The following is a 19183-nucleotide window of genomic DNA, read 5'->3' on the forward strand; positions in this document are numbered from 1 at the left end:
GGACACCCCGCCCACGGGGCGGAACCGCCTCCGCGACCGCCTTCCGGGACGCCTGGAAAAGCGCCTTCCGCCCTGTGCGGACTGGGGCGTTCCCCATTTGCAGTCGGTCAGATCGCGCCCCGATCACCCCTCGGTAAGCTGACTGCATGACAGGACAAGTACGCACCGTCGACGGCCGCGTGGCCGGTCGGCGAGGCCAGGCGACGCGGCAGAAGCTGCTCGACTGCCTCAGCGAGATGCTCAGCTCCTCGCCGTACCGGGACGTCAAAGTCATCGACGTGGCCCGGAAGGCGGGGACTTCGCCCGCGACGTTCTACCAGTATTTCCCCGACGTCGAGGGCGCCGTCCTCGAAGTCGCCGAGGAAATGGCCAAGGAGGGCTCCGGGCTGACCGAACTGGTCACCGGCCGCTCCTGGGTCGGCAAGGCCGGCCGGCAGTCCGCCGAAGAACTCGTCGACGGATTCCTCGACTTCTGGCGGCGCCACGACGCGATCCTGCGCGTCGTCGACCTCGGCGCGGCCGAGGGCGACAAGCGGTTCCACAAGATCCGCATGAAGATCCTCACCTCTGTCACCAGCCCGCTGACGGAGTCGGTCAAGGAACTGCAGGCGAAGGGCAAGGTCGACAAGGACGTCAGCCCCGCCGCGATGGCCGGTTCGCTCGTCGCGATGCTGGCAGCGGTCGCCTCGCACCAGAAGGGCTTCAGCACCTGGGGCGTGAAGCAGGCCGACCTCCGGCCGAACCTCGCGCTCCTGGTCCACCTCGGCATCACCGGCAAGAAGCCGGCCAGGTAGGCGCCGGTAGCTGAAGACCCCCGAACCCACCGGGCGCCGTACGGACACTCCGTAGCCCGCCACGTCCTGTCTCACCGACGGCGGACCACCCACGTGGTCCGCCGTCGGTGCTTTTCCACCCCGCACCGGGCGACCCCGTCGGCGGCACGGTGGAATAGGACCATGAGCGATGCACAGAAGGCCTTCCGCGACCTGCTCCGCACCCAGCGCGTCTGGGACGCCCCCCTCCCCCGTTTCGATACCTCCACCGCGCCCGCGGACCCGCTCGCCCTGTTCCGCGACTGGTTCGCCGAGGCGGTGGCGGCCGGGCAGCCCGAGCCGCACACCATGACCCTGGCGACCACGGACGCCGAGGGCCGACCCGACGTACGGACGCTGATGCTGCACGACGCCGACGAGCGCGGCTGGCACTTCGCCACGCACGCCACCAGCGAGAAGGGCCGCCAGCTCGCCGCCCGCCCGCACGCCGCCCTCGGTTTCTACTGGCCCGCCCAGGGGCGCCAGATCCGCGTACGCGGTGCCGTCACCCCGGCGAGCCCGGCGGAGAGCCGGGCCGACCTGCACAGCAGGTCGGCAGGTGCGCTGGCCGCCGCGCTGACCGGGACCCAGAGCGAGGTGCTCCCGTCGTACGAGGAGCTCGTACGGGCCTCCGAGGCCGCCTGGGAACGGGCGCGGGCGGAGCCGGACGCCGAGGTGGAGACCTGGACGCGGTACGTGGTCGAGCCGCGCGAGGTCGAGTTCTTCCAGGGCGACGCCGAGCGGCGCCATGTCCGGCTGCGCTACCGCCGGGGCGGCGCGGACTGGACGCGGGAGCTGCTGTGGCCGTAGGGCTTCCGCCCGATTTACCCCGTTCATTCGCGAAAGGGGCATGATGGGAGGCAGGCGAACTGCTGGAGGCACCCATGGCACGAGCCCGTTCCCGTTATGCCCCTGACCGCGGACTGACCACCCGCATGGTGAGCACGATGTTCTTCATCGGGCTGCTCTACGTGGTCCTGGTGGGTGTGCTCGTGGCCGTCCTGCGCGGCGCCTGGCCGGTCATCCTGATCATCACGGGCGGTCTCTTCGTCGCCCAGTTCTGGTTCAGCGACCGCATCGCCGCCTACGGCATGGGGGCCCGCGAGGTCACGCCGCAGGAAGCGCCCGAACTGCACGGGGCGATCGACCGCATCTGCGCCCTGGCCGACATGCCCAAACCGCGGGTCGCCATCGCGCGGAGCGACGTGCCGAACGCCTTCGCGACGGGCCGCAGCGAGAGGACCGCACTCGTCTGCGCCACGACCGGGCTCCTGCGCAGACTGGAGCCCGACGAGCTCGAGGGCGTCCTCGCCCACGAGATGTCGCACGTCGCCCACCGGGACGTGGCCGTCATGACGATCGCGTCGTTCCTCGGTGTCCTCGCGGGCATCATCACCCGCGTCGCCCTGTGGGGCGGTTTCGCACGCAACAGCCGGGGCAACGACCCGGCCGGCATCATCATCATGCTCATTCCGCTGATCAGCGCGGTCGTGTACGCCCTGAGCTTCCTGCTGACCCGGTTGCTCTCCCGCTACCGCGAGCTGTCCGCCGACCGCACGGCCGCGCTGCTCACGGGCCGGCCCTCCTCGCTCGCCTCGGCCCTCACCAAGGTGAGCGGCCAGATGGCCAGGATCCCGACGGAGGACCTGCGGAAGGCGGAGCCGTACAACGCCTTCTACTTCGTGCCCGCCTTCGCCGCCAAGGAGAGCCTGGGCCGGCTCCTCTCCTCGCACCCGACGCTGGAACAGCGCCTGGACCAGCTGGCCCGCATCTCGGCCGGCCTCTCCCGCCCGTAAGGAGCTCCTGTGGGCCTGCTCGACAGCATCCTGGGCCGCAGCAAACCGGTCCGCCCCGACCTCGACCAGCTCTTCGCCCTCCCCTCCGCCGCCCTCACCCTCCAGGCGGGCACCGGCCTCACGCCCACCGGCCTCGGCTCGGTGTGCTTCGCGGGGGTTGAGGGCGGCACGTTCGCCCGTATCCAGCAGGACGTACGGGAGTTGCTCGACGCGGACACGGGACGGGGCGGAATCCCCGTGGAGTTCGGCCGGGACCCCTACGGCTACACCTGGTTGCTCGCCCGGCAGGCACCCGACGACACGGCCGCACTGGTCAACGACCTGCACGCGGTCAACACCCTGCTCCAGGACGGCGGATTCGGCCCGCACCTGCTCTGCTCGATGATCGGCTTCCGGAGTGCGGAGGGGCGCTCGCTGGCCCTGGTCTACCTCTACAAGCGCGGCACGTTCTACCCCTTCGCGCCGGCGCCGGGCGGCGGCGAGAAGCGCGACAACCGACTCGAACTCCAGGTGCGGGCGGTGCTCGGCGACGACCTCCGGGTGGAGAGCGACCTCGCCCGCTGGTTCCCGGTGTGGGGGGCGCCGGGGCTCTGAACGGCCGGGAGGTGCGGACCGTGATCGTTTCGCAACCGATTCCGGCCTTGACCGAGACCCATCAAGCTCAGGGCGGATTACGCTCCGAACCATGCCAGACAGCACGTTTTCCGCCGGTGACGCCCTTCCCGCCATCGACCGCACCGAGGACCGGCCGGTCTACGTGATCGGCGGCGGGCCGGGCGGTCTCGCCGCCGCGGCCGCCCTGCGGGCGCGGGGCGTCCGGGCGGTCGTCCTCGAGAAGTCCACCGAGGTCGGGGCGTCCTGGCGGCGCCACTACGACCGGCTGCACCTCCACACGATCCGGCGCTGGTCGGCGCTGCCGGGGCTGGCGATGCCCCGCCGGTTCGGGCGGTGGGTGTCGCGCGACGACATGGTGCGCTACCTGGAGAAGTACGCCGAACACCACGACCTGGAAGTGGTCACGGGCGTCGAGGTGTCCCGGATCGACCGGACCGCCGACGGCACGGGCTGGCAGCTGAGCGCCACCGGGGGCCGGGTGCTCACCGGGCGGGCCGTGGTGGTGGCCACCGGGTTCAACCACACTCCCCGCCTGCCCGGTTGGCCAGGCCGTGCGGGCTTCACGGGGGAACTGGTGCACGCCGCGGAGTACCGCGGCCCGGCCCCGTACGCCGGCCGGGACGTCCTCGTGGTCGGCATCGGCAACACCGGCGCGGAGATCGCCGTGGACCTCGTCGAGGGGGGCGCGTCCCGGGTGAGGATCGCGGTCCGCACGACTCCGCACATCGTGCGCCGCTCCACGGCGGGCTGGCCCGCACAGGCGACCGCCGTCCTGGTCCGCAGGCTGCCGGTCCGGCTCGTCGACCGGGCGGGCCGCCTGATGAGCCGTGTCTCCGTCCCCGACCTGGCGGCCCAGGGCCTCCCCCGCCCGGACACGGGCCTGTACTCCCGGGTCCGGGAGGGTGCGATCCCCGTCCAGGACGTCGGGCTGATCGACGCGGTCAGGAGCGGCAGGGTGGTCCCGGTGGCGGCCGTCGAGTCGTTCGACGGGGACGATGTGGTGCTGGCCGACGGGTCCCGGATCACCCCCGACGCGGTGATCGCGGCGACCGGCTACGAACGTCGCCTCGAAGGTCTGGTGGGCCACCTCGGCGTACTGGACGCCCGGGGCCGCCCCGTGGTGCACGGTGGCCGCACCCCGAAGCAGGCGCCGGGGCTGTACTTCACGGGCTTCACCAACCCGATCAGCGGGATGCTGCGGGAGATGGCCCGGGACGCCCGGAAGATAGCCAGGAAGCTGGCCGCCGCGGGGTAGGGGTGCGTCCGGCGTCGGGACTCCTCCCGACGCGCCAGGATCCGGACCTCGCCGTCCCCCGGGCGCCGATCCGCCCGTACCGCGTCCACGCGTCGCGCCCCGCCCGCCCCTCGACGGTCAGTCACCCAGCGCCGACCGTCCGAGCGGGTGCCCAGGGGCAGCGGCCTGCTTGCGGCGGATCACCAGGGCCATCAGAGCCGCGGTCGCGCACAGGGCGCCCGAGGCGTACCAGACCACGTCGTACGAGCCGAACGCATCGCGAGCCACGCCGCCCAGGAACGCCACCAGGGCCGCCCCCACCTGGTGGGAGGCCAGGACCCAGCCGAAGACGATCGCGCTGTCCTCGCCGTACTGCTCGCGGCACAGGGCCAGGGTGGGCGGGACGGTGGCGACCCAGTCCAGACCGTAGAAGACGATGAAGAAGACCATCGGCGGATGCACGGAGGGGCTGGTCATCAGCAGGGGCAGGACCAGCAGGGAGGCCCCGCGCAGCGCGTAGTAGACGGCCAGCAGCCTGCGGGCGTCGAAGCGGTCCGTGAGCCAGCCGCTGAAGACCGTGCCGATGATGTCGAAGATGCCGATGAGGGCCAGCAGGGAGGCCGCCGTGGTGATCTCCATGCCCTCGTCGTGGGCCGAGGGCACGAAGTGGGTGCGCATCAGGCCGTTGGTGGAGGCGCCGCAGATCGCGAAGGAGCCGGCCAGCAGCCAGAACGGCCCGGTGCGGGCCGCGTCCCTCAGGACGCGGACCGTGCGGGTCGCGGCACCCACGGCGGGCGCCGGCTTCTCCACGTACGCGCCGCCGTAGGGGGCGAGGCCCACGTCGGCCGGGTGGTCACGCATGAGGAGCCAGACGAAGGGGACGACCACGAGCGCGGCCAGGGCGACCGTCACCGAGGCCGGACGCCAGCCGTGCGCGTCCACGATCCAGGCGCACAGCGGCAGGAAGACCAGCTGGCCGGAGGCACCGGCCGCGGTGAGGATGCCGGTGACCAGGCCGCGTCGGGCGACGAACCAGCGGTTGGTGACGGTGGCGGAGAAGGCCATCGCCATCGAGCCCGTGCCCAGGCCGACGAGCAGGCCCCAGTAGAGCATCAGCTGCCAGGCCGCCGTCATCCAGACGCTCGCCAGCGCACCCGCGGCCACCGCGCTCAACGCGACGACCACGACCCGGCGGATGCCGAACCGGTCCATCAGAGCCGCGGCGAACGGCGCGGTCAGCCCGTAGAGCGCCATGTCGAGGGAGACGGCGAGCCCGATCTCACCGCGCGACCAGCCGAACTCCGTGTGAAGGGGGTCGATGAGGAGGCCCGGCAGGGAATTGAAGGCCGCACCGCCGATGATCGTCACGAAGGTGACGGCGGCGACGATCCATGCCCGGTGGATCCGCGGGCGGGACGGGCGACGAGGCGGGACGGCGGCGTCGGCCGCGCTTTCGGTTTCGGCTGTCCGGTTCACGTGGCCCAGCATCCGGTCCCGGGCCTGCGCCGTACGAGTGGCTGGGAGGACACGGTTCGCAAGAATCGGGCCAGGAGGTGACGCGTGAGACCGGCGAGCCCCACGGGTGGGGCGGGGGGGTTCGGCGCCGAGGCAGGACGTGCCGCCCGGCGCCGGAGCAGGACGTGACGGTGCCGGTCAGCGGCTCCCGGCGGGGGCGGCGCGACCGGCCTGAGGTACGGCGGGCATCATGCCGGACGCGCAGGGACGACCCGACCGGCCGGGGAGACGGGCATCATGACCTGCGGCGCCCGCGCCGGGCCGTGGCTCCGGCGTGGGCCGCCCGGGCGAGCCCGGCTCCCGCCACGTACCAGAACAGGTCCGGGGCGTTGAAGGTCGACCCCAGGACCAGCCGGGCCACGGCACTCCCCCGGGACAACTCGGCCGGTACACCGGTCAACTGGGCGAGCTCCACCGCCCAGCTGGACGCCAGGGCCACGCCGGCGGCCGTCAGCGGCCTCACCCGGGGCACGACGAGGACCACGACCGCGTGGATCAGCACGGTGTACAGCGCGTCACCCGCGTACTTCGCCAGGACGCCGCCCACGACCGAACGGACGCCGAGCCCCGCGGCCACGGTCACGAGAGCAGCGGCCAGCGCCGTCGCACGGACAGCCGCCGTCGCACGGACAGCCGCCGTCGACCGGGCAGCCGCCGCACGGGCAGCCGCCGCCGGAGGAACGGTCGTACCGGAGGCCGTCCGGAGGGCCGCACCGGAGGCCGGAGGGACGGTCGTGGCGGAGACCGGATTTTCCTTCACGGCAGTGACCTCCATCAGCTTAGAGTCGGTGGCGGCCGATCCACCGGCCGCCACCGCCGGGGAACAGGAGACCGCATGCGGCACCGTGTCGTCGTACTCGCCCTCGACGGACTGCTCCCCTTCGAACTCGGCATTCCCCAGCGGATCTTCGGCCGTTCGCTGGGCTCCGAACCGCACGGCAGGCGGGAGTTGTACGACGTCGTGACCTGCTCGGTCCGCCCGCCGGGCCCGGTCCGTACCGACGCCGACTTCAGCATCGTCGTCGAGCACGGCCCGGAGGCGCTGGCCACCGCCGACACCGTCGTCGTCCCGGCGTCGTACGAACTCGGCCCCGTGTACACGGAGGGCAGACTCACCGACGAGCTCGCCGCCGCCTTCGCCCACGTCCGGCCCGGGACCCGGATGGTGTCCATCTGCACGGGCAGCTACGTGCTCGCCGCGGCCGGATACCTCGACGGCCGTCCCGCCACCACCCACTGGTCGGCCGCCGACCACTTCCAGGAGCTCTTCCCGGAGGTCCGGGTCGACCCGGACGTCCTCTTCATCGACGACGGGGACGTGCTGACCTCCGCCGGGGTGGCCGCCGGGATCGACCTCTGTCTGCACATCGTGCGCCGCGACCACGGCACCGCCGTCGCCAACGACGTCGCCCGCCGCACCGTGGTGCCGCCGCACCGCGAAGGGGGCCAGGCGCAGTACATCCAGCGGCCCGTCCCCGAGGCGCGGTCCGCCACGACGACCGCCGCTCGGGTCTGGGCACTGGGGCGGCTGGAGCAGCCGATCTCGCTGCGCGACATGGCCCAGCAGGAGTCGATGAGCGTACGCACCTTCACCCGCCGCTTCCGCGAGGAGGTCGGCGTCAGCCCGGGGCAGTGGCTCACCCAGCAGCGGGTGGAGCGGGCACGGCAGCTGCTCGAATCCACGGACCTGTCGATCGACCAGGTCGCCCGGGACGCCGGGTTCGGCACGGCGACCTCCCTGCGCCAGCACGTGCAGGCGACGCTGGGCGTACCGCCGACGGCCTACCGGCGGGCGTTCCGCTCGACGATCGCGAGCCGGACCCCGTAGGCCGGGCATCGTCCGGGCCCACGGGCCGCCCGGGCTCAGATACGGGCGCAGTCGCCGGGCTGGTCGTCGATCACCGGAACCATCACCGGATCGCCCCGGTCGACCTCGCACCAGATTTGCTTCCCGGCCCCTTCCGGCTGCCATCCCCAGCGGTCGGCCAAGCCGTCCACGAGCTCCAGGCCCCGGCCGCCCGTGTCCTCGCCCACGGCGTGGCGCTGCTGGGGCGGGCGGCAACTGGTGTCGGCCACCTCGACCCGTACGGTTCCCAGCGATCCGGATCCGAACAGCATCCGCAGCACGGCCGGGCAGCCCGTGTGGACCACCGCGTTGGTGACGAGCTCCGAGATCAGCAGGATGAGCGTCTCGGCGAGCGGCTCGTCATCCGCCACGCCGGACCCGATCAGCCGTGACCGCGCCCATCTGCGGGCCCGGCCCACCTCCGCGGGATCCGGCCCGACCTCCAGCTGCACCTGAAGCACCTGCACCGCTCACACCATCCGAACCGGCGGACACATCGCCTCGCGCCTCCTCAGGGTCACAGAACGTGACTCCCCTGCGAGACAGCATGGTTGACGTACAGTCACCGCAACAAGCGCTTCAGGCATATTCCAGCGCGAAGGAGTACGCGTGGTACATACTGTGCGACGCACTCTGCGGAGAGTCGAACAGGAGCGCGCCCCGACTGCGGAAACCGACTCCCCGGCAGGCCCGGCGCATCTCCGGGGGCCACGAGCGGGGCACCGCTCCCGGACCGGAGTCGCCGCACGGGCCACACCCGGATCCTTCGGTTCCAGAACCACTCGCATCCACCGGAGCCTACCGGAGCGGAGCAGTCGACTCCGCCCCGTCACCACCTGCCCGCCCCGGCGACCGGGTGCCGACTGCACAGGGTCACGTGCCGCCGCGCCGCCCGAAGCGCCCCCGGTCAGCCACGACGGTGAGAGCGCCGGGCCGTGCGCCAGGTCCCGGCGGTCCGCGGAACCTGCCGCACGGGGGCGCGAACTGGTCGCGCGCTTCGGCGTGTTGACGTCCGCGCGGGCGACGTGCCGAGCGGTCTCAGGCGTCCGGCTCGATCACGGTGAAGTACGCGGAGAGTGCCGCGACCGCGTCCGTCTCGGCCACCCGGCCGTCGTGGTCGGCGTCCAGGCTCTGCGCCGCGACGCTCGCGACGTCGGCTCCGGCCCCCAGGACCCTCAGGGCCCGCTCCACGGCCGCGACGGGGGCCGAGGCGGGTGCGGCCCCTTCGTGGACCCCGGAGTCGGCGACGGCGATCGCCGCCCGCAGGAAGGGGCGAGCGATCTCCGCGAAGCGTCCGGGGTTGTCGCGCAGCCGCTTCACGGCCCCGCCCACGAACTCCTCCCGGGTGACGCGCTGGTCCCCGTCCACGTCGGCGATGCCCGCCATGCCCTGCCAGAAGGCCTCGGCACCCGTGTAGAGGGCCTGACCCTTGTCACAGCGGGCCGTCGTACCGAATTCGGTGAGCAGACGTGCCGCCGCGGCGTTGAAATCGGCGCGATCGATGTAGCCGTTGCCGTCCTGGTCGAAGGCGGCGAACCGGTGTGCGATCTTGCGCTCGTACTCTGCACTGTCCATGCGGGGAGCGTACGACGCCGACGGTCGTCACGTGTCACCAACTCCCGTTGGAGGTGTTACAACCTCGTACTGACCCGTGTGTCACTCGGCCGCATCCGGCCCGCGTGTCAGGCGCTGAGCGGCCGGGCGTCCCCGTCGGTGGCGGAACGCGCGTCGGGGTAGACCTCGAAGAGCCTGCGTACGCCGAGGGCACCGAGCACCTTGTTGACGTGGGAGCCGTCCACCGCGCCGCGGGCCGGGAGGATCAGCCGCAGCCGGCCCCCGCACGACTTCATGAGACGGCGGGTGGCGATCAGCACGTTGACACCGCTGGAGTCGCAGAAGAGCACACCGGAGAGGTCGAGGACCACGTCGTGCCGGCCCTCGGCCACCGCTCCGTGGACGGACTGACGCACGACGGGTGAGGTCACCAGATCGAGTTCACCGTGGGCCCGCAGTACGGTCCACCCGCCTTGCTCGGTCTCGTCCACCTTCAGCGTCACGCGATCGGACCTCTCGTTCCGGCGGGATCCGGAGGATCATCCGGAAGTTTCCGTTCCTCCTCGCGGCTGCCCCCGTCACGCACCCGCGAAACACGGAACGGCCCACCGGTACGGCACAGGATTCATCCAGGAATGATCACATGGGCTGCGATCACCCGGTCAGGAATCGGCAAAGCGCGTCATATTCCCTATCAGCCGGCGCCACTCGGGGGACGTACTTGGTGCAAAGGTACGTGACGGCCCGATGCCGCCGACTACATTCGGCGTGACGAGGAGCACAGGGCTGGGGGCCGGATGGCGAAGGACGTACCACCGCGCTGGGACCGCCGCATGCAGCAGCGGCTGGTGCGGGGCGAGGCGGCGGCGCTCGGCGAGCTCTACGACCGGTTCGCCGCCCTCGTGCACACCCAGGCCCATCGGATGCTCGACGACGAGGGCGCCGCGGACCTGGTGACCCGGGAGGTCTTCGGCTACGTCTGGGAGAACCCCGACGCCTACGACCCCAAGCAGGGCTCCATGCGGTCCTGGGTGGCGCAGCTCACCCACCGACGTTCCGTGCAGCGGCTCCGCGACACGCACGGGGAGCCGTCGGGGCCCGACGCGGACGCGCACGCCGAGGAGCTGGAGCAGCGGGTCCGGAAGGCCACCGCCGCCGCCCGCGCCGACTACATCGTCGCCTCCATGCCCGCACCACTGCGCGCCGCTCTGGAGCTCGCCTACGTCCAGCGCCGTGACTACCGGCAGGCCGCGGCCGACCTGGGCGTCACCGGGGACGAGGCCAGGCGCCGGCTGCGGCTCGGGCTGCAGCTGCTCTCCACGGCGAACACCCGCCCGCCCGCGGGCTCCGCACCACCGGGATACGGACGGACACCGTGACGGAGGACGAACGCGACGACGGGCGGGACGAGTGGCCCACGGACGAACGGCGGATACCGGGACAGCGGACCGGCGGCACGCAGGACCAGGGCCGCGGGGACCCACCCGCGCTCCCCGGACCGCACCCCGATGTCTCGACGGCCCGCACGGCGGCGCTCGCGGAGAGCGTCGCGGCACCCTTCGCGGAGAGCGTCGCGGAGACCGGCCCGGAGAGCGCCGCTCCGGGCGCGGTCCTGTCCCACAAGGTCCTCACCTCCCTCCTGGGCGCATGGGCCCTGGCCGCCTGCTCCGTCGAGGAGACGGCGGCGGTCGAGGAGCACCTCACCTCCTGCGCCCCCTGTGCGGACGAGGCACTGCGGTTGCGCGACGCGGTGGGTCTGCTGCACACCGACGGCAGCCTCGACCTGGACCCGAAGCTGCGGGCCCGGGTGCTGGAGGGCTGTCTGGGCCGCCGCCCGGCGCGCATCCCCGTCCCGTCCTGGGCCGCTCCGTACGACGCCGAGACCGCCAGGCTCGACGCGCTGCTGCGGGACATCGGGGACTCGGAGTGGCATGCGCCGGTGCGGCTGAAGTGGTTCGAGGGCGAGCGGCCGGTCACCCGCAGGACGACGGTGGCCGGAGTGATCGGTCACCTCATGACCGTCGACGGCCTGGTCTCCACGGCTCTGGGCCTGGACGACCCGCTCGGGAGCGGTGACAGGCCCTCGACACCGACCGCGCGCACCGAGACCTGGTGGTCGGCCCATTCCCGGCCGCCCACCAGGGCCGTCCGGGAACCCTGGCGCGACCAGAGCCACACCCTCGTACGCACGGTGTCGTTCGCCGGCCGGGGCGTCGCGGAACTCTCCGTGCCGTACGGGGACTTCGCCCTGCCGCTGCGGGACTCGCTCCTGGAGCGGGCCTTCGAGTGCTGGGTGCACGGCGGCGACATCGCGGACGCGGTCCACTATCCGTACGAGCCGCCCGCCGCCGCCCATCTCCACGGGATGATCGACCTGGCGGCCAGGCTGCTGCCCGCCGCCCTCGCCGAGCGCCGCCGCACGGGGCTGGCCGGACCGGCCCGGGGGCTGGTGACGGCCGGGGCCCCGGGGCGTTCGCTGCACCTGGAGATCGAGGGGCGGGGCGGCGGCGACTGGTACGTCGCGCTGGACTCACCGGCCGCCCTCGGCTCGCCCGGCCACGCGGTGGCGCAGGTGGCGCTCGACGGCGTGGAGTTCTGCCGGCTCGTCGCCGGGCACGTCCCGCCGGAAGAGGCGGCGGCGGGACAGGAGGGTGACCGCGAGGCCATCCGCGACGTGCTGTCCGCCGCGGCCTCCCTCAGCAGGCTGTGAGCGCGCGCCCTACGCGAAGACCACCGTGCGTCGGCCGTTGAGCAGGATGCGCCGCTCCGCGTGCCACTTCACGGCGCGCGCCAGGGCCTGGCACTCGACGTCGCGCCCGACGGCGACGAGCTGGTCCGGTGTGACCCCGTGCCCGACGCGCTCGACCTCCTGCTCGATGATCGGCCCCTCGTCGAGGTCGGCCGTCACGTAGTGCGCCGTCGCCCCGATCAGCTTCACGCCCCGCGCGTGGGCCTGGTGGTAGGGCTTGGCCCCCTTGAAACTCGGCAGGAAGGAGTGGTGGATGTTGATGATCCGGCCGCTCAGCTGCTTGCAGAGGTCGTCCGACAGCACCTGCATGTAGCGGGCCAGGACCACCAGTTCGACGTTCTCCCCGCGCACCAGCTCCAGCAGCTGCGCCTCCGCCTCCGGCTTGTTCTCCCGGGTCACGGGGATGTGCCTGAAGGGGATGCCGTACGAGGCGACGAGCTCGGCGAAGTCCGTGTGGTTGGAGACGACGGCCACGATCTCCACCGGCAGGGCGCCGATGCCGGACCGGAAGAGCAGATCGTTGAGGCAGTGCCCGAACTTGCTCACCATCAGCACGACCCGCATCCGGTCCGCGACGCGGTGTATCTGCCAGTCCATCCGGAAGGCGTCCCCGATGGCGGCGAAGCTGGCCCGCAGCTTGTCCAGGTTCACCGTGGCGTCGGCCGAGAAGTGGACGCGCATGAAGAAGAGACCGGTGTCGTGGTCGCCGAACTGCTGGCTGTCCTCGATGTTGCAGCCGGTCATGAAGAGATAGCTCGACACGGCGTGCACGATGCCCTGTTTGTCGGGGCACGAGAGCGTGAGGACGTACTGCTCGGCGGCGGCGTCCGAGGCAGCGGCGGTAACGGGTTCGGCAGGCTGCGGCGCGGTCATCCCCGTAGGGTGCCACACCGCCCGCTGATCAGGCCGATCCGGTCATCATGCGGAGCACGTCCAGGGAGCGCGGCGGGATGTCGGGGTCCTCGCCGTCGTTGCCCGCGAGCATCACATGGGCCTCACGGGCGGCCAGGACGGCCTCCTGCCAGCCGGGGTGCTCCAGGTAGGCGGAGACGGGGGCGTCCGCACCGACCTGGTGCATGATGCGCAGCACCCGCAGAGCGGCGACGTCCACGAGGGCGGCCTCGGCGGAGTCCCGGAAGATGGTGCCCACGTACTTCTCGGCGGACCAGTTGTCCAGCCAGGTGTCCTCGACCAGGCGGTACACGGCGTCGGTCACGTCACCGTAGCCCTCCTGGCCGGCCAGCCAGCACTGCTGGTGGAAGACGGGGTCGGAGAGCATGTGCAGCGCTGAACGCACGTTGCTGCGCCAGCGCCACCACGGCATGTCGTTGAGCGGCATGCCGCCCATGGTGGAGGAGCGACGGCCGCGACGGGAAGAGTTCTCCGAACCTTGCTGCACGATTGTCGATCGTACGTTCCCTTTCGTCGTGTACGCACGGGCCCCCGGAATTCACCTGCGTGTCACCGAGCGTTGAGCACTGCACACCGTTCCGTTACCTCCGGCACGCAACAGTTCATGCTCATGACCGGATGGCAACGCCTCAGCTCCCCCCGCACCTCAAGGCTCCTGACATGCGCGGTGACGGCCGGCGCGCTGCTGTCCGGCTGCGGCGTCCTCCCTGGCGCGTCGGGGGATTCCAGGGAGCCCGTCACCGTCATGACCTGGGCCCCTGACGCGTCCGGCGCCGACGCGGTGAACATGGCGGGCATGCCGGCCATGGCGCGGGCCTACGCCGCCTGGATCAACGAGCGGGGCGGGATCGACGGGCACGAGCTGCGGGTCCTCACCTGTGACGACAACGACACCCCGGTCGGCGCGTCCCGGTGTGCCCGGCGGGCGGTCGACGAGGACGTGGTCGCCGTCGTCGGCTCCTACAGCCGGCACGGGCGGGCCTTCCTGGCCCCGCTGGAGGCGGCCGGGATCCCGTACATCGGTGGTTACGGCGCCTCGGCCGACGAGTTCACCAGCTATCTCTCCTACCCCGTCAACGGCGGCCAGCCGGCGCTCGTCGCCGGAAACGGCAAGCAGCTGGCCGCCAGGTGCGACCGGGTGTCCCTCGTGCGGCCCGACTCGCTGGTCGGCGACAGCATGCCCGGCCTCCTCGACACGAGCCTCACCCGGGCCGATCTGCCCGCCTCCTACGACATCAGGGCCCCGGAGGAGGCCACCTCGTACGACGCCCAGGCGGCCAGGGCGCTCGACCGGGCGGCCGACGGCTGTGTGACGGCCGTGCTCGGCCAGGGGACGGAGACGTTCTTCGACTCGTTCCGCCGCCTCGAACCGGAGGGCGGCAGGGTGCGGATCTCGTCCGTGCTCGGCAGCATCGAACAGCCGCTCATCGACCGTACCGGCGGCCGGAACAGCCCCTTCGAGGGGGCGTACGTCACCGGCTGGTACCCGGACTCCGGGGACGCCCGCTGGGACGCCATGCGCCAGGTGATCGGCGAGTTCGCCTTCGGTGACAACCGGGTCGACCCCGAGGACACCGGCGTGCAGACCACTTGGATCGCGTACACCGTGCTCAAGGCGGTCATCGAGGCGATGGACCGGCCGGAGATCACCGCCGGCGGCATCAGCGTCAGCCTCAACCGCGGCGCCGAGGTGGACACCGGCGGACTCACGCCCGTCCTGCGCTGGCGCTTCAAGGACATGGTGGGCACCGCCGCGTATTCACGCATCGTCAACGGGCGGGTGACGTTCCAGGTGGTGCGCGAGGGCCGGCTGGTCGCCGAGAAGAAGGGCTTCGTGGATGTCACGGAGACCTTGGTGGACGCCCGGCTCGGCAGCTGACGCCCGGCCTCCCGGACTCCGGCGGCCGCGGAGGACGACCACGGCCTCGCCGGCCGGTGTCCGGGCGGGTGTGAACCCCGGGGCGGGTGTCGCACCGGGGCGGGCGTGGGACCCGAGGCGTGAGCTTCGGGCGCGAGGCCAGAGGCCGTGGGCCCGAGGCCGTGCGCCCGACGGGCCGCCGGGTGTCAGAGCTGCTGAGGGGTCCTCTTCGTCAGCCCGTACTTCGCCGCGATGGAGTTCCAGATGCCCGAGGCCTCCTGCTTGGCGCGGGTCGCCTCGCCGCTCGACGCGTCGGCCCTGGCCTTCTCGTCCGTCGACCTGGCCTTGCCGCCCTTGCACACCTTCTTGCCGTTCTTGGCCTGTCCCGCCCACGCGGCGTAGTGGTCGTCGGCCTCGGCCGACGCCTGCCACGCCTTGGTCAGCGAGGACTTCAGACCGGCGTTGTCGGGGAGCTTGTCCACGGCGAGCCCCTCGAGCCGGGTCACCAGATCGCGGCGCTGCGTGGCGGCGCCCTTCAGATCGGCGGCCGCCTGGTCGAGCGCCGTGCAGCCCTTGATCTTCTCCACGGCGCTGATCACCGCCGCACGGCTGTTGTTGCTGTCGGCGAGCAGTTTGTCGAGCGCCTTCGCCTGCGGCTCGGCGGGGTCGGCCGCCGCCTGGGTGGAAGGGTCCGCCGCGGAGGAACTCTGGGCGGCCACAGGCTGCTTGTCGTCCCCGGAGCCTTCGTCGCCCCCGCTCATCAGGGCGCCGGCTCCGAGCCCGATGACGGCGCAGCCGACCACGACCGCGGCGATCAGCGGGATGTGCGCGGACCGCCGGCGCTGCGTCCCCTGTCCGTGGTCCTCGGGCTCCTGCGCGCCCCGCACGCCCTGCAGTCCCGACTGGTACGGCTGGGGCGCCGAGGCGGGTTGCGGCTGCCCCTGCACTCCCGGATACGGCTCCTGCGACTGTCGGCGGGGCTGCTGCTGGTGGGGCTGCTGCTGGTGGGGCTGCTGCTGGTGGGGCGGCTGCTGGTGGGGCGGCTGCTGGTGGGGCGGCTGCTGGTGGGGCTGCTGCTGCCCGGCGTCGAAGCGCGGCATCTGCTGCGTGGCGCCCGCGGGCCCCTCGCTGCGGAAGAGGCTGTCGAATTCCGCGGGCGGCTGCCGCTCACCGGGGGTTCCCGGCCGGATGCCGTACGGGGCCCCGCCGGGTACCGGCGGTATGTACTGGGTCGCGTCGGCGTCGCCCCCCTGGGCCGGCCTGCCCAGGTGCTGGGTGGGTTCCGCGGGGCGTTCCGGCGGCAGGCCGCCGGGCCCGTGCCCGCCGGGGACGGGGGCGATGAACTGCGTGGCGTCGGCGTCCCCGCCGGGCGCGGCCTCCGGCGGCAGCGGCTGCGCGTACTGCTGGTGCTGCGGGGCGTAGGGCTGCTGGAACTGCTGCTGGTACGGGTCCGGCTGAGGCGCGTAGGACTGCTGCGGCGCATAGGACTGCTGCGGCGCGTAGGACTGCTGCGAGGGCTCGTACGGCCCGGGCTGCGGCGCGTACGCGCCCGGCGGGGGCTGCTCGGGGGGCAGCTGCCCCGGGAGCGGTCCGGCCGGACCGGCGGCCTGCGGGCCCCAGGGCGCGCCCCACGGCTGCCCGCCCGCAGGGACCGCCCCGTCGTGCGCCGGTCCTCCTGCGGGCCCACCCGCGGCCCAGGCACCACCCTCCGCGGGCAGCACGACACCTTCGTGCGCGGGCCGTACAGCAGGGAGCTGCTGCTCGTCACCCTGTCCGCTCTGCGTCACCGGGACTCCTACGTGTCAACCTACGGAATCGTCGGCTCACGCTATCGGGTGGCTGCCGCCCCGCGCCAAGCGCCCATGAGCGCTCACCAGCCCTTCACACCGCGGGTGACACGGGACGGCACGCCGGCGCTGATCATGGCCGATCGCCGGATCGCAGGTCAGGCGGCCTGCAGTTCCAGCCTGGCACCGAACTCCCGGACCGCGGGCTGGTCCCCGTACGGCACCAGCCGCTGCTGGAGGTCGTCGAGGTATTCGGCACCCCGGCTGGAGCGCACCGTCCCCAGCAACTCCACGGCCCGCAGCCCCGTGTGGCACGCCTGCTCCACCTCGCGCTGCTGCACCTGAGCCGTGGCCAGCAGCACCAGGCCGATGCCGCGGCGCCGGGTCCGCGACGCGGGCAGGGCCGCCAGCGCCTCCTTCGCCCGGCGCGCGGCCGGTTCCGCCTGCCCCAGGTCGCGGTGGCAGTGGGCGAGTTCGTCCGCGAGATAGCCGGCGTCGAAGTGGGCGATCCAGTCCGGGTCGTCCCCGGTGTCCGGGTCGGTCCGCTCCAGGGCCGCCGACGCCTTGGCGGCCACCACCTGGAAGGTGCGGGCGTCTCCCATGAGGGCGTGGCCCCGGGCCTCCGCCGCGTGGAACATCGCCTCCGCACGCGGGGTCACCCGCCCCCGCGTGCCCTCCTGCGCGGCCCGCGCCAACTGGGCGATCTCCCGCGGATTGCCGAGCTGGGCGGCGAGGTGGCTCATCGACGCGGCCAGCACGTAGCCGCCGTACGCCCGGTCGCCCGCGGCCTGGGCGAGGCGCAGGGCCTGGATGTAGTACCGCTGCGCCAGACCCGGCTGGCCCGTGTCGACGGCCATGTAGCCGGCGAGTTCGGTGAGCCGGGCCACCGCGCCGAACAGCTCCCGGCCGACCGCTTCCCGGTACGCCCCCGAAAGGAGCCCGGACACCACGCTGTTGAGGTAGTGCACGAGGACGGGCCGCACGTGTCCGCTGCCGAACCGGTGGTCGAGGTCGACGAGGGCGACGGTCATCGCCCGCACCGCCTCCACGTCCGGCATGCCGACCCTGGCTCCCGTCGTCCGCGCCACCTGGGGGTCGGCGCCCGTGATCAGCCAGTCCCGGCTGGGCTCGACCATGGCGGAGGCGGCGACCGCCGACCCGGCCAGCAGGTCGCGGCGGCCCACGTCACTGCGCCACAACTCGCAGACCTGCTCGATCGCACCGAGCACGGTGGGGGCGAACCGCAGGCCCACCCCCGAGGCCAGGTTCTTCCCGTCGGCCATGCCGATCTCGTCGATCGTGACCGTACGGCCGAGCTTGCGGCCCAGCGCCTCGGCGATGACCCCCGGCGCCCTGCCGCGTGGTTGCTGCCCACGCAGCCATCGGGCCACGGACGTCTTGTCGTAGCGGAGGTCGAGTCCGCGCTCGGTCCCGACCATGTTGACGCGGCGGGCGAGGCCCGCGTTGGAACAGGCCGCCTCCTGGATGAGCGTCTGGAGCCGTTCGTTCGGCTGGCGGGCGACGAGAGGCCTGGCTGCCATATTTCCCCCTGGGACCGCAGTGATCGGAAGGGATCACTGCCCGGCACTTACACAAGAAATGCGCATATTCGTCTTCATTCGGTACGGACGTCAGCGTGCGGGCACGCCCTGCGACGAGCGCCTCGGCACAGTCCTGCAAGTGGTTACCCGCGCATCGGTGCACTGCCGCATGCGCGCCCCCGTCCATGCACCCGTGCGCCCCATATGCAGGATCGATCCGCCGTGACGGGCGGCAGTGCGCCCGTAACCCCGGGTTGCAGGGGTAGTTGTGCTGTGCGTGGAAGAGCCCATCGGAGTGACGGAAGCCGCCCAGGTCCCCCAACAGCGAGGTGAGCAGCTGCTCGACGCGGCGGCGCGGTATGCGGAGGAGCGGCACTGGGACGTGTTTCCCGGCACGTGGCTCGAAGCGGTGGAGGGCACCGAGCGCTGCTCGTGCGGGGACCCCGGCTGCCCCGCCCCCGGAGCCCACCCCGCGCGGCCCGACTGGGCGGGGCAGGCGACCGGGAGCGCCGCTGCCGCCCGCCGGATGTGGTCCAGGCAGCCCGGTTCCTCGGTCCTCCTGCCGACCGGCCGTGCCTTCGACGCGCTCGACGTCCCGGAGTCCGCGGGTTTCCTGGCTCTGGCCCGGATGGAGCGGATGGACCTCACGCTCGGCCCGGTGACCCGCACCCCCGACCGCCGGATGGTGTTCTTCGTGCTGCCGGGCGCCGCCGCCAAGTCCCCTGACCTCGTACGCCGCCTGGGCTGGGACACCACGGCGATCGACCTGGTGGGCCTGGGCGAGGGCCACTACGTGGCCGGGCCCCCGACCCGCGTCGGCGGGCGCGGTGCCGTGCAGTGGGCCCGGCGCCCCACCCACGCCAACCGCTGGCTGCCGGACGCGGAGGAACTGATCAGTCCGCTCGCCTACGCCTGCGCGCGGGAAGCGGCCGACGCCCGGGCCCGCGTTTCGTAGGGTGGTCCC

Annotated in this window: 19 protein-coding genes; 10 read left to right on the forward strand and 9 right to left on the reverse strand. The window is 72.7% G+C overall.

Annotated features, from left to right (window positions below; translation table 11 throughout):
* The first annotated feature begins 146 nt into the window (after positions 1-146).
* From QFZ58_RS15795 to QFZ58_RS15815, 5 genes are all read left to right on the forward strand, one after another.
* Positions 147-794: a TetR family transcriptional regulator gene (locus tag QFZ58_RS15795; RefSeq protein ID WP_307125554.1), complete on the forward strand. Its 648-nt coding sequence runs from the start codon at positions 147-149 to the stop codon at positions 792-794.
* A gap of 162 nt (positions 795-956) precedes the next feature.
* Positions 957-1622 (forward strand): pyridoxal 5'-phosphate synthase, encoded by a 666-nt coding sequence (locus QFZ58_RS15800; protein WP_307125555.1) that lies wholly within the window; start codon positions 957-959, stop codon positions 1620-1622.
* Between the two features lie 74 nt (positions 1623-1696).
* Positions 1697-2608 (forward strand): zinc metalloprotease HtpX, encoded by a 912-nt coding sequence (gene htpX, locus QFZ58_RS15805; protein WP_307125556.1) that lies wholly within the window; start codon positions 1697-1699, stop codon positions 2606-2608.
* Positions 2609-2617: 9 nt separating this feature from the next.
* The gene (locus tag QFZ58_RS15810) at positions 2618-3202 is read left to right on the forward strand and encodes a hypothetical protein (protein WP_307125557.1); all 585 of its coding nucleotides are present in this window, start codon (positions 2618-2620) and stop codon (positions 3200-3202) included.
* Positions 3203-3293: 91 nt separating this feature from the next.
* Positions 3294-4478 carry an NAD(P)/FAD-dependent oxidoreductase gene (locus QFZ58_RS15815; protein WP_307125558.1) on the forward strand — a complete coding sequence of 395 codons (1185 nt, stop codon included), beginning with the start codon at positions 3294-3296 and terminating at the stop codon, positions 4476-4478.
* Positions 4479-4595: 117 nt separating this feature from the next.
* On the opposite strand, the gene QFZ58_RS15820 is transcribed toward QFZ58_RS15815, so the two are convergent.
* Entirely contained in the window at positions 4596-5945 is a 1350-nt protein-coding gene (locus QFZ58_RS15820) for an MFS transporter (RefSeq protein ID WP_307125559.1), read from the reverse strand.
* A 262-nt stretch (positions 5946-6207) separates the two neighbouring features.
* Complete coding sequence (locus QFZ58_RS15825) at positions 6208-6570, reverse strand: DUF2809 domain-containing protein (RefSeq protein ID WP_307128879.1); 363 nt, start codon at positions 6568-6570, stop codon at positions 6208-6210.
* A gap of 237 nt (positions 6571-6807) precedes the next feature.
* On the opposite strand from QFZ58_RS15825, the gene QFZ58_RS15830 reads away from it, so the two are divergent.
* Positions 6808-7800, forward strand: coding sequence for a GlxA family transcriptional regulator (locus tag QFZ58_RS15830; RefSeq protein ID WP_307125560.1), 993 nt, complete (start codon positions 6808-6810; stop codon positions 7798-7800).
* Positions 7801-7835: 35 nt separating this feature from the next.
* Here QFZ58_RS15830 and QFZ58_RS15835 read toward each other — a convergent pair whose 3' ends face one another.
* From QFZ58_RS15835 to QFZ58_RS15845, 3 genes are all read right to left on the reverse strand, one after another.
* Positions 7836-8285 carry an ATP-binding protein gene (locus QFZ58_RS15835; protein ID WP_307125561.1) on the reverse strand — a complete coding sequence of 150 codons (450 nt, stop codon included), beginning with the start codon at positions 8283-8285 and terminating at the stop codon, positions 7836-7838.
* A gap of 571 nt (positions 8286-8856) precedes the next feature.
* Positions 8857-9393, reverse strand: a complete 537-nt coding sequence (locus QFZ58_RS15840; protein ID WP_307125562.1) for an EF-hand domain-containing protein — start codon at positions 9391-9393, stop codon at positions 8857-8859.
* A gap of 107 nt (positions 9394-9500) precedes the next feature.
* Positions 9501-9875, reverse strand: coding sequence for an STAS domain-containing protein (locus QFZ58_RS15845; RefSeq protein WP_307125563.1), 375 nt, complete (start codon positions 9873-9875; stop codon positions 9501-9503).
* Between the two features lie 294 nt (positions 9876-10169).
* Between QFZ58_RS15845 and QFZ58_RS15850 the strand changes: the two genes are divergently transcribed.
* Together QFZ58_RS15850 and QFZ58_RS15855 are read left to right on the forward strand one after the other, a co-directional pair.
* Complete coding sequence (locus QFZ58_RS15850) at positions 10170-10751, forward strand: sigma-70 family RNA polymerase sigma factor (protein WP_307125564.1); 582 nt, start codon at positions 10170-10172, stop codon at positions 10749-10751.
* Positions 10748-12082, forward strand: coding sequence for a maleylpyruvate isomerase N-terminal domain-containing protein (locus QFZ58_RS15855; RefSeq protein WP_307125565.1), 1335 nt, complete (start codon positions 10748-10750; stop codon positions 12080-12082). The genes QFZ58_RS15850 and QFZ58_RS15855 overlap by 4 nt, the downstream gene beginning before the upstream one ends.
* Positions 12083-12091: 9 nt before the next feature.
* Here the strand turns inward: QFZ58_RS15855 and purU are convergent, their stop codons facing one another.
* Both purU and QFZ58_RS15865 read right to left on the reverse strand, forming a co-directional pair.
* Complete coding sequence (gene purU / locus QFZ58_RS15860) at positions 12092-12994, reverse strand: formyltetrahydrofolate deformylase (RefSeq protein ID WP_307125566.1); 903 nt, start codon at positions 12992-12994, stop codon at positions 12092-12094.
* Between the two features lie 28 nt (positions 12995-13022).
* The gene (locus tag QFZ58_RS15865; RefSeq protein ID WP_307128880.1) at positions 13023-13469 is read right to left on the reverse strand and encodes a hypothetical protein; all 447 of its coding nucleotides are present in this window, start codon (positions 13467-13469) and stop codon (positions 13023-13025) included.
* A gap of 174 nt (positions 13470-13643) precedes the next feature.
* On the opposite strand from QFZ58_RS15865, the gene QFZ58_RS15870 reads away from it, so the two are divergent.
* Positions 13644-14912, forward strand: a complete 1269-nt coding sequence (locus QFZ58_RS15870) for an ABC transporter substrate-binding protein (protein ID WP_307125567.1) — start codon at positions 13644-13646, stop codon at positions 14910-14912.
* A gap of 185 nt (positions 14913-15097) precedes the next feature.
* Here QFZ58_RS15870 and QFZ58_RS15875 read toward each other — a convergent pair whose 3' ends face one another.
* Both QFZ58_RS15875 and QFZ58_RS15880 read right to left on the reverse strand, forming a co-directional pair.
* Positions 15098-16678, reverse strand: coding sequence for a hypothetical protein (locus tag QFZ58_RS15875; protein WP_307125568.1), 1581 nt, complete (start codon positions 16676-16678; stop codon positions 15098-15100).
* Between the two features lie 158 nt (positions 16679-16836).
* Positions 16837-18219, reverse strand: a complete 1383-nt coding sequence (locus QFZ58_RS15880) for a transcriptional regulator (RefSeq protein ID WP_307125569.1) — start codon at positions 18217-18219, stop codon at positions 16837-16839.
* Between the two features lie 268 nt (positions 18220-18487).
* On the opposite strand from QFZ58_RS15880, the gene QFZ58_RS15885 reads away from it, so the two are divergent.
* Positions 18488-19174, forward strand: coding sequence for a bifunctional DNA primase/polymerase (locus QFZ58_RS15885; RefSeq protein ID WP_307125570.1), 687 nt, complete (start codon positions 18488-18490; stop codon positions 19172-19174).
* The last annotated feature ends 9 nt before the right edge of the window (positions 19175-19183 follow it).

This window comes from Streptomyces sp. B1I3 (genome assembly GCF_030816615.1).
Taxonomy (GTDB): domain Bacteria; phylum Actinomycetota; class Actinomycetes; order Streptomycetales; family Streptomycetaceae; genus Streptomyces.